The sequence below is a fragment of the Microbacterium sp. NPDC056052 genome (assembly GCF_042266785.1).
GTDB lineage: Bacteria > Actinomycetota > Actinomycetes > Actinomycetales > Microbacteriaceae > Microbacterium.
In genome coordinates this window covers 1-12,783 of the sequence record NZ_JBHJWV010000004.1, presented here as the reverse complement: position 1 = coordinate 12,783, position 12,783 = coordinate 1, and the positions used below count along the sequence as shown (strand labels likewise).

Annotated in this window: 12 protein-coding genes; 5 read left to right on the top strand and 7 right to left on the bottom strand. The window is 71.7% G+C overall.

Annotated elements, in window-relative coordinates; all coding sequences use genetic code 11:
* Positions 1 to 20: 20 nt before the first annotated feature.
* The 5 genes from ACFC1J_RS08995 to ACFC1J_RS08975 all read right to left on the bottom strand — a co-directional run bounded on the left by ACFC1J_RS08995 (position 21) and on the right by ACFC1J_RS08975 (position 6,987).
* Positions 21 to 1,706, bottom strand: coding sequence for an ABC transporter ATP-binding protein (locus tag ACFC1J_RS08995; protein ID WP_375904520.1), 1,686 nt, complete (start codon positions 1,704 to 1,706; stop codon positions 21 to 23).
* Positions 1,703 to 2,569: an ABC transporter permease gene (locus tag ACFC1J_RS08990; protein ID WP_375904518.1), complete on the bottom strand. Its 867-nt coding sequence runs from the start codon at positions 2,567 to 2,569 to the stop codon at positions 1,703 to 1,705. The genes ACFC1J_RS08995 and ACFC1J_RS08990 overlap by 4 nt, the downstream gene beginning before the upstream one ends.
* On the bottom strand, positions 2,566 to 3,522 hold the full coding sequence (locus ACFC1J_RS08985) for an ABC transporter permease (RefSeq protein WP_375904516.1): 957 nt from the start codon (positions 3,520 to 3,522) through the stop codon (positions 2,566 to 2,568). Before ACFC1J_RS08985 ends, ACFC1J_RS08990 begins: the two co-directional genes overlap by 4 nt.
* Positions 3,523 to 3,583: 61 nt before the next feature.
* Positions 3,584 to 5,251: an ABC transporter substrate-binding protein gene (locus ACFC1J_RS08980; RefSeq protein WP_375904514.1), complete on the bottom strand. Its 1,668-nt coding sequence runs from the start codon at positions 5,249 to 5,251 to the stop codon at positions 3,584 to 3,586.
* Positions 5,248 to 6,987 (bottom strand): amidohydrolase, encoded by a 1,740-nt coding sequence (locus ACFC1J_RS08975; RefSeq protein ID WP_375904512.1) that lies wholly within the window; start codon positions 6,985 to 6,987, stop codon positions 5,248 to 5,250. Before ACFC1J_RS08975 ends, ACFC1J_RS08980 begins: the two co-directional genes overlap by 4 nt.
* A gap of 141 nt (positions 6,988 to 7,128) precedes the next feature.
* Between ACFC1J_RS08975 and ACFC1J_RS08970 the strand changes: the two genes are divergently transcribed.
* From ACFC1J_RS08970 to ACFC1J_RS08955, 4 genes are all read left to right on the top strand, one after another.
* A complete protein-coding gene (locus ACFC1J_RS08970; protein ID WP_375904510.1) occupies positions 7,129 to 7,815 on the top strand; it encodes a TetR/AcrR family transcriptional regulator in 687 nt (228 codons plus the stop codon).
* 177 nt (positions 7,816 to 7,992) lie between these two features.
* Positions 7,993 to 9,300, top strand: coding sequence for an FAD-dependent monooxygenase (locus ACFC1J_RS08965; RefSeq protein ID WP_375904508.1), 1,308 nt, complete (start codon positions 7,993 to 7,995; stop codon positions 9,298 to 9,300).
* Entirely contained in the window at positions 9,297 to 9,785 is a 489-nt protein-coding gene (locus ACFC1J_RS08960; RefSeq protein ID WP_375904506.1) for a MarR family winged helix-turn-helix transcriptional regulator, read from the top strand. The genes ACFC1J_RS08965 and ACFC1J_RS08960 overlap by 4 nt, the downstream gene beginning before the upstream one ends.
* A complete protein-coding gene (locus ACFC1J_RS08955; RefSeq protein ID WP_375904504.1) occupies positions 9,782 to 10,255 on the top strand; it encodes a DUF3237 domain-containing protein in 474 nt (157 codons plus the stop codon). The genes ACFC1J_RS08960 and ACFC1J_RS08955 overlap by 4 nt, the downstream gene beginning before the upstream one ends.
* Before the next feature lie 29 nt (positions 10,256 to 10,284).
* Here ACFC1J_RS08955 and ACFC1J_RS08950 read toward each other — a convergent pair whose 3' ends face one another.
* Together ACFC1J_RS08950 and ACFC1J_RS08945 are read right to left on the bottom strand one after the other, a co-directional pair.
* Positions 10,285 to 10,695 (bottom strand): arsenate reductase ArsC, encoded by a 411-nt coding sequence (locus ACFC1J_RS08950; protein ID WP_375904502.1) that lies wholly within the window; start codon positions 10,693 to 10,695, stop codon positions 10,285 to 10,287.
* Between the two features lie 21 nt (positions 10,696 to 10,716).
* On the bottom strand, positions 10,717 to 12,015 hold the full coding sequence (locus tag ACFC1J_RS08945) for an FAD-dependent oxidoreductase (protein ID WP_375904500.1): 1,299 nt from the start codon (positions 12,013 to 12,015) through the stop codon (positions 10,717 to 10,719).
* 100 nt (positions 12,016 to 12,115) lie between these two features.
* Here ACFC1J_RS08945 and ACFC1J_RS08940 point away from each other — a divergent pair, with 100 nt between their 5' ends.
* Entirely contained in the window at positions 12,116 to 12,460 is a 345-nt protein-coding gene (locus ACFC1J_RS08940) for an ArsR/SmtB family transcription factor (RefSeq protein WP_375904498.1), read from the top strand.
* The last annotated feature ends 323 nt before the right edge of the window (positions 12,461 to 12,783 follow it).

Sequence of the window (12,783 nt, the reverse complement as noted above, 5' to 3'; positions counted from 1 at the left end):
GTGTGCGATCGCACGGAAACTCAGGCCGGCACCGGCACGGAGTCCAGCAGCAGGCGGGTGTACTCGTGCTGCGGGTTCGTGAGGAGCTCGGCCGTCGCACCGCGCTCCACGATCTCGCCGCGGCGCATCACGAGGGTCTGCTCGCAGACCCTCCGCACCACGGCCAGATCGTGGCTGATGAACAGCAGGGTCAGGCCCTGACGGCGGCGGATGTCGGCGACCAGGTCCAGCACCTGCGCCTGCACGGAGACGTCCAGGGCGCTGGTGGCCTCGTCCATCACGAGCAGGTCGGGTTCGATCGCGAGCGCGCGGGCGATCGCGACGCGCTGCCGCTGCCCGCCGGAGAGCGTCTTAGGGCGCGCCACCGCGTGCTCCTCGCCCAGCCCGACGGCCGTCAGCAGCTCGAGCGCGCGGGAGTTCGCCGCGGTCTTGTCGAGTCCCGCGTGCAGTCGCAGCACGTCGGCGACGGCCCGCCCGGCGGGGATCCGCGGATCCAGGGACAGATACGGATCCTGGAACACCATCTGCACGCTCTTCGCGCGGGCGAGGCGCTCCTCCCGACCTTTCGGCACGCCGCCGGCGTCGCGTCCGCCGATCCGGATCGTGCCGGTGTCGACCTGCTCCAGTCCGACGATCATGCGGGCGAGCGTGGACTTGCCGGATCCGGACTCGCCCACGACCGCGAGTGCGCCGCCGGCCGGGATCCGCAGCGTGGCGTCGGCCACCGCGTGCACCTCGCCGCGCCCGCGCACCCGGTACGTCTTCGAGACTCCGCTGACCTCCACGCCCCGCCCCTCTGACCGCGAGACTCCATCTCCGCGACGAGACTGCGGCTCTGGAGTGCTGTCTCGTCGCCCAGTTGCAGTCTCGCGGTCAGGGGTCATTGCGGCGTCGTCGGTGAGGCGGGGGGTCGCGGCGACGAGGCGGCGGGTGTACTCGGCCTGCGGGGCGCGCAGCACCTCGAGAGCAGGGCCCTCCTCGACCACGGCGCCGTCCTTCATGACGACGAGGCGGTCGCACAGGGATCCGGCGAGGTTGAGGTCGTGCGTGATGAACAGCATGCCCATGCCGCGCTCGGCGCAGAGCTCGCGCAGCACCTGCACGATCTCGGCCTGCGTCGTCACGTCGAGGGCCGTGGTGGGCTCGTCGCAGACGAGCAGACGGGGCGAGGTGGTCAGGGCGCCCGCGATCATGACGCGCTGCAGCATCCCGCCGCTCAGCTCGTGCGGATGCTGGTCCAGGTGCTCGGCGGGGGAGGGCAATCGCACGTCGGCGAGCAACGCGGCGGCGCGAGCCCTGGCGCGGGACCGGCCCCATCCCTCGTTCAGGCGCAGCGCCTCGGTGAGGTGGTCGCCGATCGTGCGCATCGGGTTGATACCGGCGCGCGGGTCCTGGAACACCATCGCGGCGTCCGACCGTCGGATCGAGCGCAGCGACGCGGGCGCGAGCGGCGAGCGACCGTCGACGGTCACGGATCCGCCGATCTCGGCCCGGCCGGGAGTGAGGCCGAGTACGGTGCGTGCGGTGAGCGACTTGCCGGATCCGGATTCGCCGACGAGGCCCACGGTCTCGCCGGTCGCGACGGACAGCGAGATCCCATGCAGCAGCCGGGTGCCGTCGGCGAGGTCGAGCGTGAGGTCGCGGATGTCGAGCAGGGCGGTCGTGGACGACGGCGCGGACGCGTCGAGAAGCGTGGAGCCGGTCATGCGGGGATCTCCCCTCCGATGCGGTCGGAGAGATCCTCGCCGACGATGTTGACGGCGACGACCACGAGCACCACCACGATGGCGGGCGCGATCGCCGGGAGGAACTGGCCGGCGGCGACGCCGGCCTGGGCTTCGTTGATCATCGCGCCCCAGTCGGCCGTGGGCGCCTGCACCCCGAGGCCCAGGAACGACAACCCTGCGAGCTCGGCGAGCACGTAGCCGAAGTTCAGCGTCGACTGCGCGCCCACGATCGGCGCCACGTTCGGCAGCACTCTGCGCTGCGCGATCCACGCGCCGCCGAAGCCCTGCACGCGGTACGCGGCGACGTACGGGCGGGTGCGCTCCGCCGCCACGAGCGAGCGGGTCAGCCGCGCCACGAACGGCGCGTACGAGATGCTCATCGCGATCACCGGCGCGATCAGTCCCTTGCCGAACAGGGCGACGGCCATCATCGCGATGAGCAGCGACGGGAAGGCGAACAGCACGTCGAAGATGCGGGCCAGCACGGCGTCGACCCAGCCGCCGCGCCACCCGGCGACCAGGCCCAGCAGGATGCCGAGGACCGTGGAGAAGACGACGACGAGCAGCGGGCCGAGCAGTGCCGTGCGCCCGCCCCAGATGATCCGGCTGAGCAGGTCCCGGCCCAGCGAGTCGGTGCCGAGCAGGTGCGCGGCCGACGGCGGGGCGTAGAACGCGGTGAAGTCGACCGCATCGGGATCGTACGGCGAGACCCAGGGGGCGAGGATCGCGGCGAGCGTCACGATCACGAGCACCACGATGCTCGTGATCACGATGCCGCGTCCGCGCATCTTCTTCGGCATGCGCAGCACGCGCACGGCGAGGGTGGGGGCTGAGGAGGTCATCGTGCTCCTGCTCCGGCAGCGGATCGGGGGTCGATCCAGGGTTCGAGGATGTCGATGATCGCGTTCACCAGGACGAACGCGGTGACCACGAGCAGGACGATCGCCTGCACGACGGGGAAGTCGAGCCGGTCGACGGAGCCGACCAGCAGGGATCCGATCCCGGAGAGCCCGAAGGCCTGCTCCACGATCGAGCTCGCGACGATGAGTCCGGCCACGAGCGGGCCGGACACCGTGAGGATCGGGCCGAGCGCGTTGCGCAGCACATGCCGGCGCACGACGGCCATCCGAGTGACGCCGCGCGAGATGGCGACCTCGACGTGCTCCCGGTTCAGCTGTTCCACCATCGCGGACCGGGTGACCTTGCCGACCAGCACGATGAAGACGATCGCGAGGGCGATCGACGGCAGCACCAGGTGGAACGCCGTGTCCCCGAGTCCGGATCCGGATCCGAACGAGGGGAACCAGCCCAGCTGCACGGAGAAGATCGCGATGAGCACGATGGATCCGACGAACGACGGGATCGCGCCGAGCACCGTGAGGCCGATGAGGATGCCGCGGTCCGCCGCGCGTCCCTTGTTCAGCGCCGCGATCGCGCCGCCGACGAGGCCGACGACGGCGATGATCGCGCCGGCCATCACGACGAGCATGAGGGTGACCGGCAGCCGGTCGCCGAGCACGGCCGTGACGTCCTGCCGGAACTGCAGCGAACGGCCGAAGTCGCCGTGCAGCACTCCCCCGATCCAGCGCAGGTACTGCTGCCACGGCGGCAGGTCGAGGCCGTACTGGGCGGTGACCTCGGCGATCGCCTCGGGCGAGGGCTTGCGCCCGCGCAAGAGGAACCGGACCGGGTCGCCCGGTACGAGGAACCGGGAGAAGAAGACGAGGAGCGAGGCGAGGAAGAGGGTGAGCAGGAGCCCGCCCAGCTTCCCCGCGACGCGACGAACGGTGCTCATCGGATCGGTGCTGTCCTGTTCTCGATGTCGTGCGCGGCGTGCGCGGTGCGCGCCGGCCGCGTCATCGCTTGCCGATCTGAGCGGCCCACGGGTAGTAGAGGAACGCCATCGACGGCTGGAGTCCCGTGATGCGCTTGCCCAGGAACAGCGGCAGCGGGCCCGAGGCGAGCGGCAGCCACGGCAGCTCCTCGTTCGCGATCTGCTGCGCCTTCGCGGTGAGCATGCCGCGCTCCGCCGGGTCGAAGGTGCCGATCGCCGTATTGACGGTGTCGTCGAACTCCTTGTCGCTCCAGCCGCCGTAGTTGCTGAAGTCGCCGGTGCGGAGCACCGAGTACATCTCCAAGGCGTCCGGGCTGGAGAGGTACCAGACCGTGTAGAACAGATCCACGCCCTCCCTGGCGCTCGGGTCGCTGAACAGTGCTGTGTACTGCGCGGGGGTCACGGTCTTGATGGTGAGCTTCAGGCCGATCGACTGCGCGGCGGCCAGGGTCGCCTGCGACACGACGGAGAAGTCGTTGCCGATCGGGGCGGTCACGTAGACCAGCTCCTTGCCGGTGGCTCCGGCCTCCTCCACCAGCTTCTTGGCCTTCGCGATGTCCTGCTGGTAGTGCGTGACGTCGTCGAACGCGGTCTTCCTCGCGGTGTCCGAGGCGGATCCCCACACCAGTTTCGACGTCAGCACATCACTGACGTCGCCGATGTCCTGGGCGGCCGCCTTCAGGATGCCCTTGCGGTCGAGCGCCATCATGAGCGCCTGGCGCACACGCTTGTCGCCGAGCGGGCCGTTCATGTTGCTCACGACGAGGTCGCGCGTGGCGCTGGACGGCGCGTAGAGGACGTCCCCCTTGCCGGAGGCCTGCAGCTGGGAGGCGGCCTCGACGGGGATCATCCAGGACCCGTCGACGCTGCCCGACTTCAAGGCGTTCACGCGTGCGGTGGCGTCCGGGATGATCGCGAACGTCATGGTCGCCGACTTGGCGCGCAGGTCCTTGTCCCAGTAGCCGTCGTAGCGGGTGAGGGTGAGCGACTCTCCCGACTTCCACTGCTGGAGCTGGAAGGGACCGGTGCAGTTCACCCCACCGGTCGAGTTTCCGTAGTCCTTGCCCTTCGCGGCAAGAGTGGCGGCCGATTCGATGACACCGGCGGATCCGCCCATCCCCAGGTTGAACTGGGAGTCGGGGACCTTCGTCCTGACTGTGACCTCCATCGGTCCGGTCTGCGTGATCGATTCGACGTTCTGATAGACGGAGAACCAGGAGGAGCCGACCGAGGGATCCATGATCCGCCGCATCGAGGCGACCGCGTCGGCGGCGGTCAGCGGGGTGCCGTCGTGGAAGGTCACGCCGTCGCGGAGCTCGTACACCCAGGTGAGCGGGTCGGGGTTCGAGAACGAGCTCGCGAGCCCCGGGCTCAGCGAGTAGTCGGGGTTCAGCCGCAGCAGCGATTCGCACACGTTGGCGAGCACCTGGTTGTCGGGGTAGTCGAACGCGTAGGCGTAGTCGAGCGTGGCCGGTTCCGCGTACAGCGCGAAGGAGTAGGAGTCGATGTCGCCGGTGGCGGCCGCGGTCTTCGTGGTCAGCTTCCAGTCGGACCCGGCGGATCCCGTGGAGGTGCCGTTCGCGCTGCCGGAGCAGGCGGTCAGGGACGTCACGGCGATCAGGACCGCGGCCCCCAGCGCAGCGGCGGTACGGCGGCGGGCGGCAGGGCGGGGGAGGCGGGTTCGGGTCATGACAGCTCTCCTTCGAGCTCGGTGCGGGCGGTGCTCTCGGTGGCGGAGGCGGCCTCTGCAGCGGCGAGGGCGCCCTCGGCGGCGTACATGCGGCGTCCGTCGATCCAGGTCTGCACGACCCGGCTGCGGAAGATCTCCTCGACCGGCAGGTCGAAGGGCGACGGATCCAGCACCACGAGGTCGGCGCGGAAGCCGGGTGCGATGCTGCCGGTGTCGTGGTCCCGGTGATTCACGTAGGCGGAGCCGGAGGTGTACGCGGCCATCGCGGTCCTGAGGTCGAGGCGCTGATGCGCGCCCGCCAGGGGCGGCCGGTCGGATCCCGGGGTCGTGCGGTTGACGGCGATGTGGAGCGCGTCGATCGGGGAGGCGCTGGAGACCGGCCAGTCGCTCCCGGCCGCGAGGCGCACGCCCGCGCGCACGAAGTCGCCGAACGGGTACTGCCGCGCCTCCTGCCCTTCCTGCAGGAAGGGCAGGGTGAGCTCGTCGAGCTGGTCCTCATGCGTGGCCCAGAGGGCCTGGAGGTTCGCGATCGCGCCGAGCTCCGCGAAGCGCGGCACGTCCTCCTCCGCCACGATCTGCAGGTGCGCGAGGTGATGGCGGCCGTCGGTGGGGCCGTTCGCGTCGCGGGCGTCCTGCAGCGCATCCAGAGCCTCGCGCACCGCGCGGTCGCCGAGCGCGTGCATGTGCACCTGCTGGCCCGCCGCGTCGAGCGCCGTGACGTATGCGCGGAGGCGCTCCGGATCGATGAAGCTCAGTCCGTGGTTGTGCGTGTCGTGGCCGTGCGCGTCGCGGTAGGGCGTGAGCATCGCGGCCGTGTGGTTCTCCGCGACGCCGTCGACCATGATCTTGGTGGTGCCGAGCTCGAGGCGCTCGGGGGAGCCGAGGGCGGCGATGCGGTGGCGCTGTGCGACCATGCGCTCGACCTGCTCGATGCCGCCGTCGCGCTCCCACCACTGCGCGCCCGTGACATGCACCGCAAGTGTTCCCTCGGCGAGGGCCTGCTCGTAGGCCGTGAGCGGATCGGGAACCCCGATCGCGCTCGATCCGACCATCGCGTCCTGCCAGCCGGTGATGCCGAGGGCGATGAGCTCCTCCTGGGCACGCAGCAGCCCGCGGTAGCGCAGGTCCTCGCTGATCTCGGGGCGGACGTCGCGGAACAGCTCGCCGGCGCCCTCGTGGAAGGTGCCGGCGGGGTGGCCGTCGGCCTCGCGGATGATCACGCCGTCGGCGGGATCCGGGGTCTCGCTCGTGACCCCGGCGCGTTCGATCGCCTCGGTCGAGGCCCAGATGCTGTGGTGGTCCCGGCTTGCCAGCAGCACGGGACGGCCGGGGGCCGCGGCATCGAGCAGGTCGCGGGTCGGGTTGCCGCCGGGGAAGCTGTCCATCGACCAGCCGCCTCCGAGGATCCACTCCTCCTCGGGGTTCGCGTCGGCGTAGGCGCGTACGGCGGCGACCGCCTCCTCGGCGCTCTCGGTGCCGCTGAGGTCGCACTGCAGCAGCTCGACCCCGCCGCCGACGGCGTGGATGTGGGCGTCCTGGAAGCCGGGGCTCAGCAGCGCGCCGCGCAGGTCGATGAGCTCGACGGATCCGTCGGGCTCGGCGTCCAGGATTCCGGCCAGCTCGGACTCGGGTGCGATCCGGTCGATGCGCTCGTCGCGCACGATGACGACCTGACCGAGCAGGGGGGATCCGGATCCGGTGAACACCGATCCGCCGTGGAAGACGCGCGTCGTCATCATCCGCCTTTCGTCGTTGAAGCAGGGCCGAACGGCCGTGGGATGCGACAAAGCTAGCCAGAGTCAATGGCGATGTCAACAGTGTTGACTAAAGCGATGACAGGACGTTGCGGGCGTGGCACGATAGAGGCAGGAGGGGATATGCCATCGAAGAGGGCCCGCCGCGGCGGGGACGTCGACGAGGCGGTGCCGATGCGCCCGCGTCTGGACGCGGGCGTGATCGTGTCCGCGGGGCTGGAGTTGGCGGCCTCGGGTGCGACGACGATCTCGGTGCGCGAGCTCGGCACGCGCCTCGGTGCGGATCCGACCGCGATCTACCGGCACTTCCGCAGCAAGGACGATCTCATGCGGGCGCTGCTGGACGACCTCACGCTGCGCGCGGTCCGGAGCGTGGATCTGCCCGTCGAGGACTGGCGGGGACGGCTGCGCGGTCTGGCGCGTGCCACGCTCGATCTCTACTCCCAGTATCCCGCTGTGGGAGCGGAGGCGACCACGCTCACCACGCACGGTCCCGGCGAGCTCGGCGCGATCGAGCTCATGCTCGAGGCGTTCACCACGGCGGGCCTCGGTGAGGCCGACATCGTGCGCCACTACGCGCTGATGGCGTCGCACGTGCTGTCGACCGCGGCGGGCATCGCGCGGGCCAGGGCCGACCGTGGCGACGGGGACCTCGACGGCCCCTGGTTCGACGAGCCTCCGCTCGCGGATCCGCGCAGTCACCCCCGCATCGCCGCGCACACGGTCGCACTCGCCTCGCTGCGCGACCGCGATCTGTTCTTCCTCGGGGTCGACCTCGTCCTGGAGTCCGCCGAGCGCGCCACCCGCTGACCGTGTCGTCCGCAGGCCCGGGCCGGCGACCTCGCCGAATCCGGTCCGCCGGCGCCGTCTCGCCGGGAACATCCGGGACGCCACCGCCGCGTCCTGAAGAACGCGGCTTGCGCGGAGGATAATTTTGTGACAAAACTAGTTCCCGACGGCGAGGGCGCCGAGGAGAGGAGCAGATCGATGCGGATCGGAATCATCGGCGCGGGGATCGGCGGGCTCGCCACCGCGCTCAGCCTGGAGGCTGCGGGCTTCCGCGACATCACGGTGCATGAGCGGACGGACCGGATCCGCGGCCTGGGAGTCGGGCTCAACCTGCTTCCGCATGCGATCCGCGAGCTCACCGAGCTCGGCCTGCGTGACCGCGTCGAGGCGCTCGGCGTCGCCCCGGCGACCCTCGTCTACATGAACCGTTTCGGCCAGCGCATCTGGAGCGAACCCCGTGGACTCGCGGCCGGCTACCGCTGGCCGCAGCTCTCGGTGCACCGTGGACGCCTGCAGCTCGCGCTGCGCGACGCGGTCGTGGAGCGCCTCGGCGACGTGATCCGGCTCGGCCATCGCCTCGTGGACGTGCAGGGCGAGGACGACGGATCCGAGACGGTCCGCTTCGCGACCGCAGACGGCGAGACCGCGGCGTCCTACGACCTGGTGGTCGGGGCGGACGGGATCCACTCCGCGCTGAGGGCGCTGCGGTATCCGGCCGAGGGGGCTCCGCCCTGGAGCGGGCTCACGCTGTGGCGCGGGGTGGCCGAGGCGCCGGTGCTCGTCGACGGACGCACGATGATCATGGCGGGAGACGGCGAGCAGAAGTTCGTCGCCTACCCGCTGGGCGCCCCTGAGAACGGGCGTCAGCGGCTGAACTTCATCGCCGAGCAGCGCGGGGCCGGCCCCTTCGAGAGCCTTAAGGGCCGCGCGGACTGGAATCGCGCCGTGGATCCGGGGCCGATCGCCGAGCTCTTCGCGGAATGGACGTTCGACGGCCTGGATGTGCCCGCGATCATCGCGAACGCGGAGGAGATCCTGGAGTATCCGATGGTCGACCGCGATGCGCTGCCGCAGTGGACCTTCGGGCGCACCACCCTTGTCGGCGACGCCGCGCACGCGATGTACCCGAACGGGTCGAACGGCGGATCCCAGGCCATCCTGGATGCGCGCACTCTCGCCTTCCAGCTCGGCACGGCGGTGCGGACGGGAGCCGCCGATGGTGGGGGCGGTGCGGCCGGGGGCTCGGCGATCGACGCGGCGCTCGCGGCCTATGAGGACGCGCGCCGCCCCGCGATGACCGCGCTGCTGGCCGGGACCAGGGCGACCGGTCCGGAGCGGGTCATGCTGCTCGCGGCCGAGCGCGCCCCGCGGGGCTTCGCGCGCATCGACGATGTGATCCCGCGGACCGAGCGCGAGGAGATCGCGAACGCCTACAAGCGCGCCGCGGGGTTCGCCCCGTCGACGCTCAACGAGCGCGCCTCGCTCAGCGTCGGGGTTCCGTCGTGAGCGGCCGCTCCGAGGCCGGATCCGGCACGGCTGCCGGCGACGCCGAGAGCCGCCTCGCCGCGGTCATCTCCCCGCTGCGGCGCACCCTGCTGGCGGCGGCGCGCGAGCGCGGCGAGCTGCCCGACATCCCCGATGCGCAGATCGAGGTCGTGCGTGCGCTGCTGCCGTCCCCGGGCGGTGCGGAGCGCGGTCCCGCCGAGCTCGCGGAGGCGCTGCACCTGAACCGTTCCACGGTCAGCAACCTGCTCGGCGCGATGGAGGCGGACGGCCTGGTCGAGCGGCGCAGGGCCGACGGCGACGGCCGCCGTGTGGTCGTCGTCCTGTCGCCGCGCGCGCTCGATCTCTTCGGCCGTTTCGACCAGGCCGCGGGCGAGCTCCTCCGGGACGCGCTGGAGACGCTGGATCCGCTCGATCGCGCGGCGGTGACCGCGGCGGTCCCGGCCCTCGAGAAGCTCGCCGCCGCGCTGCGAGGGGGAACGCGATGAGCGACCTGTTCGCAGAGCTCCCGGAGCCACGGCTCGAGCCGGCGTTCGACGTCACGGTGCAGGTCGGTCCTCCGCGCGATCACGGCGTCACCTCGGCCGGGCACCGACGCGTGGTGCCGATCCTCGGCGGCCGCATCGCCGGCGTCCTGGACGCCGAGATCCTCGCCGGCGGATCCGACCGCCAGCTCATCGCGCCCGACGGCACGATCGGCGTCGACGCCGAGTACTCGGCCGTCGCCGCCGCGGGGCCTCTGCTCATCCGCACGCGCGGGGTGCGGAGCGGGTCGGCCGACGTCCTCGCGCGGCTGGGGCGGGGTGAGCCGGTGGATCCGGGCGCGTACTACTTCCGGACGACCTTCGAGGTCGAGGCGGCCGCTCCCGGGCTCGCCGAGCTGCAGCGCACCCTGTTCGTCGCCGTGTGCCGGCGCGACGGGTCGGAGGTGCGCTACCGGGTGCACCGGATCGTCTGAGGCGCCCGCGGCGCGATCGAGGACCCGCCTCAGGCGGGCAGGAGTTCGCCGACGAGCTGCTGGATCCGCCGGCGGATCTCGTCGCGGATCGGCCGCACGGCCTCGATGCCCTGGCCTGCGGGGTCGTCGAGCGTCCAGTCCTCGTAGCGCTTGCCGGGGAAGAACGGGCACGCGTCGCCGCAGCCCATCGTGATGACCACGTCGGAGTCCTGCACCGCCTCCGTGGTGAGGATCTTGGGCTGCTCCGCGGCGATGTCGATGCCGAGCTCGGCCATCGCGGCGACGGCGACGGGGTTGATCTGCTCGGCGGGCAGGGATCCGGCGGAGCGGACCTCGATGCGGTCGCCCGCGATCTCGCGCAGGAAGCCCGCGGCCATCTGCGAGCGGCCCGCGTTGTGCACGCACACGAACAGCACGGCGGGGGTGGCTTCGGCGGTCATGCGTCTCTCCTCGTCTCGGGTTCAGCCTACGACGACCGGGCGGGCGCCGATCTGCAGGACGGGGGTGGCGCAGCAGCTTCCGCCGGACGCGTCGAAGTCGCCGGATCCTCCGCACACGCCGGTGCTCGGGAGGGCGAGTTCGTTGCGGGCCGCGGCCTCGTGATCGCCGGCGAGGTGCGCGGCGACGCTGCGCACCTGCTCGTAGCCGGTGAGGGCGAGGAAGGTCGGCGCGCGGCCGTAGCTCTTCGCCCCGACGATGAAGAACCCGGGTTCCGGCTGGGCGAGCTCGCGCGCGCCGGTCGCGCCGACGGATCCGCAGGAGTGGATGTTCGGGTCGATCTCCGCGGCGATGCCGGCCACCGCCTCGAGGGCGGGGTCGAGGTGGATCCGCAGCTCGGACAGGAAGGACGTGTCGGGGCGGAAGCCGGTCAGGGCGAAGACGTGGGCGATGCCGGGGATCTCGCACCCGTCGCCGGCCACGACGGTGAGGGTGTCCGCGTCCGGGCGGAGCTCTGCCACACGGAACCCGGTGACCACCTCGACGAGGCCCTTCTCCATCGCCCGTCGCGCGCGGACGCCGAGCGCGGCGCGCTGGGGCAGCCCGTCGCCGTCACCGCCGCCGAACACCGCGCCCATGTCGCCGCGCCGGAGCACCCAGGTGACCCTGGTCTCCCGTTCCGTGCGCGCCAGTTCGGTGAGTCGGAGCACGGCGTGTGCGGCGGAGTTGCCGGCGCCCACGACCAGCACGTGCTTCCCCGCGAGCGCCGAGACGTCGTCGGGGATCCGGTAGGAGATCCGGTCGCCGGCCGCGCGCTCGCCGAGCGCCGGAAGGCCGTCGGCACCGGCCGGACCCGGTGTCGCCCAGGTGCCGGACGCGTCGAGGACGGCCCGTGCGTCGATGCGCCCCTCCCGTCCGTCCGCGTCCACGGTGCGGACGGTGAAGGCGGCGTCGTGGCGACCCGAATCGACGACGCGATCGCGTCCGGCTCGGGTGATGCCGGTCACCGTGGTGCCGGTGCGGACGCGGTCGCCCAGCGCTGCGGCGAGGGGATCGAGGTAGAGGTCGATCCACTCGCGGCCGGTCGGATACCCCTCGGCGGGGGCGGCCCAGCCGCGGCGTTCGAGGAGGCGCTGTGCGGCGGCGTCGATGAGCTCCGGCCATGCCGAGAAGAGTCGCACGTGCCCCCATTCCGACACGGCGGCGGCCGCGGTCTCGCCGCGTTCCAGGACGATCACGTCCTGTCCGCGCTCGACGAGATGGGCGGCGGCGGCGAGACCCTGGGGGCCTGCGCCCACGACGACGACGGGCAGGTCGGACATCGGCACTCCTCGGATCGGGAACAGTCTCAGATTGAGAGACTTCAATGTGACTACCGTCGGTCATCTATCGACGAATGTCAATACGTGAAAGGATGGATGCATGACGCTCCCCGTGACCATCGTCGCCGACGAGGCCTGCTGCGCCACCGGCCGTGAGCCTCGGGTCGGCGGCGAGGAGGCCGAGCGGATCGCGCGCGTGTTCAAGGCACTGGGGGATCCGACGCGCGTGAAGCTGCTCTCCCTGATCGGCGCCGGCGAGGGCGGCGAGGCGTGCATCTGCGATCTCACCGAGCCGGTCGGGCTGTCCCAGGGCACGGTCTCGCACCACATGAAGCTGCTCGCGGAGGCCGGGCTCGTCACGCGGGAGCAGCGCGGCAAGTGGGCGTACTTCGCGATCGCGGACGGTGCGCTGGACGCGGCGGCGGCCTCGCTCCGGATGCTCTGAGTGTGCTCCGGACGCTCTGGCTGCGCTCGGGATGGCTTGGCCTGTGCTCCGGACGCTCTGGCTGCGCTCGGAATGGCTTGGCCTGTGCTCCGGACGCTCTTGCCGTGCTCCGGCTGATCTGAGCTCCGCTCAGGACGCGTGCCCTCGAGGATCCGGGCGCGCAGCGCTGGCCGCGCTCGCGGGCGACGTCGGGGTGAACACCGTGCTGGTCAGAATCCGGGTGTTTCTGGGTCGGGTTCCGGGGGTGGGTCGGGGTCTTCGATGGTGAAGGTGACGGGTGTGGGTGGCTGGTCGGTGTAGGTGGCGCCGGTGGGGCTGGTCCA

Bases quoted from the DNA above. Each gene is read 5' to 3' on its own strand.
- ACFC1J_RS08995 (WP_375904520.1), bottom strand. From the start codon at position 1,706: ATGACCGGCTCCACGCTTCTCGACGCGTCCGCGCCGTCGTCCACGACC.
- ACFC1J_RS08990 (WP_375904518.1), bottom strand. From the start codon at position 2,569: ATGACCTCCTCAGCCCCCACCCTCGCCGTGCGCGTGCTGCGCATGCCG.
- ACFC1J_RS08985 (WP_375904516.1), bottom strand. From the start codon at position 3,522: ATGAGCACCGTTCGTCGCGTCGCGGGGAAGCTGGGCGGGCTCCTGCTC.
- ACFC1J_RS08980 (WP_375904514.1), bottom strand. From the start codon at position 5,251: ATGACCCGAACCCGCCTCCCCCGCCCTGCCGCCCGCCGCCGTACCGCC.
- ACFC1J_RS08975 (WP_375904512.1), bottom strand. From the start codon at position 6,987: ATGACGACGCGCGTCTTCCACGGCGGATCGGTGTTCACCGGATCCGGA.
- ACFC1J_RS08970 (WP_375904510.1), top strand. From the start codon at position 7,129: ATGCCATCGAAGAGGGCCCGCCGCGGCGGGGACGTCGACGAGGCGGTG.
- ACFC1J_RS08965 (WP_375904508.1), top strand. From the start codon at position 7,993: ATGCGGATCGGAATCATCGGCGCGGGGATCGGCGGGCTCGCCACCGCG.
- ACFC1J_RS08955 (WP_375904504.1), top strand. From the start codon at position 9,782: ATGAGCGACCTGTTCGCAGAGCTCCCGGAGCCACGGCTCGAGCCGGCG.
- ACFC1J_RS08950 (WP_375904502.1), bottom strand. From the start codon at position 10,695: ATGACCGCCGAAGCCACCCCCGCCGTGCTGTTCGTGTGCGTGCACAAC.
- ACFC1J_RS08945 (WP_375904500.1), bottom strand. From the start codon at position 12,015: ATGTCCGACCTGCCCGTCGTCGTCGTGGGCGCAGGCCCCCAGGGTCTC.
- ACFC1J_RS08940 (WP_375904498.1), top strand. From the start codon at position 12,116: ATGACGCTCCCCGTGACCATCGTCGCCGACGAGGCCTGCTGCGCCACC.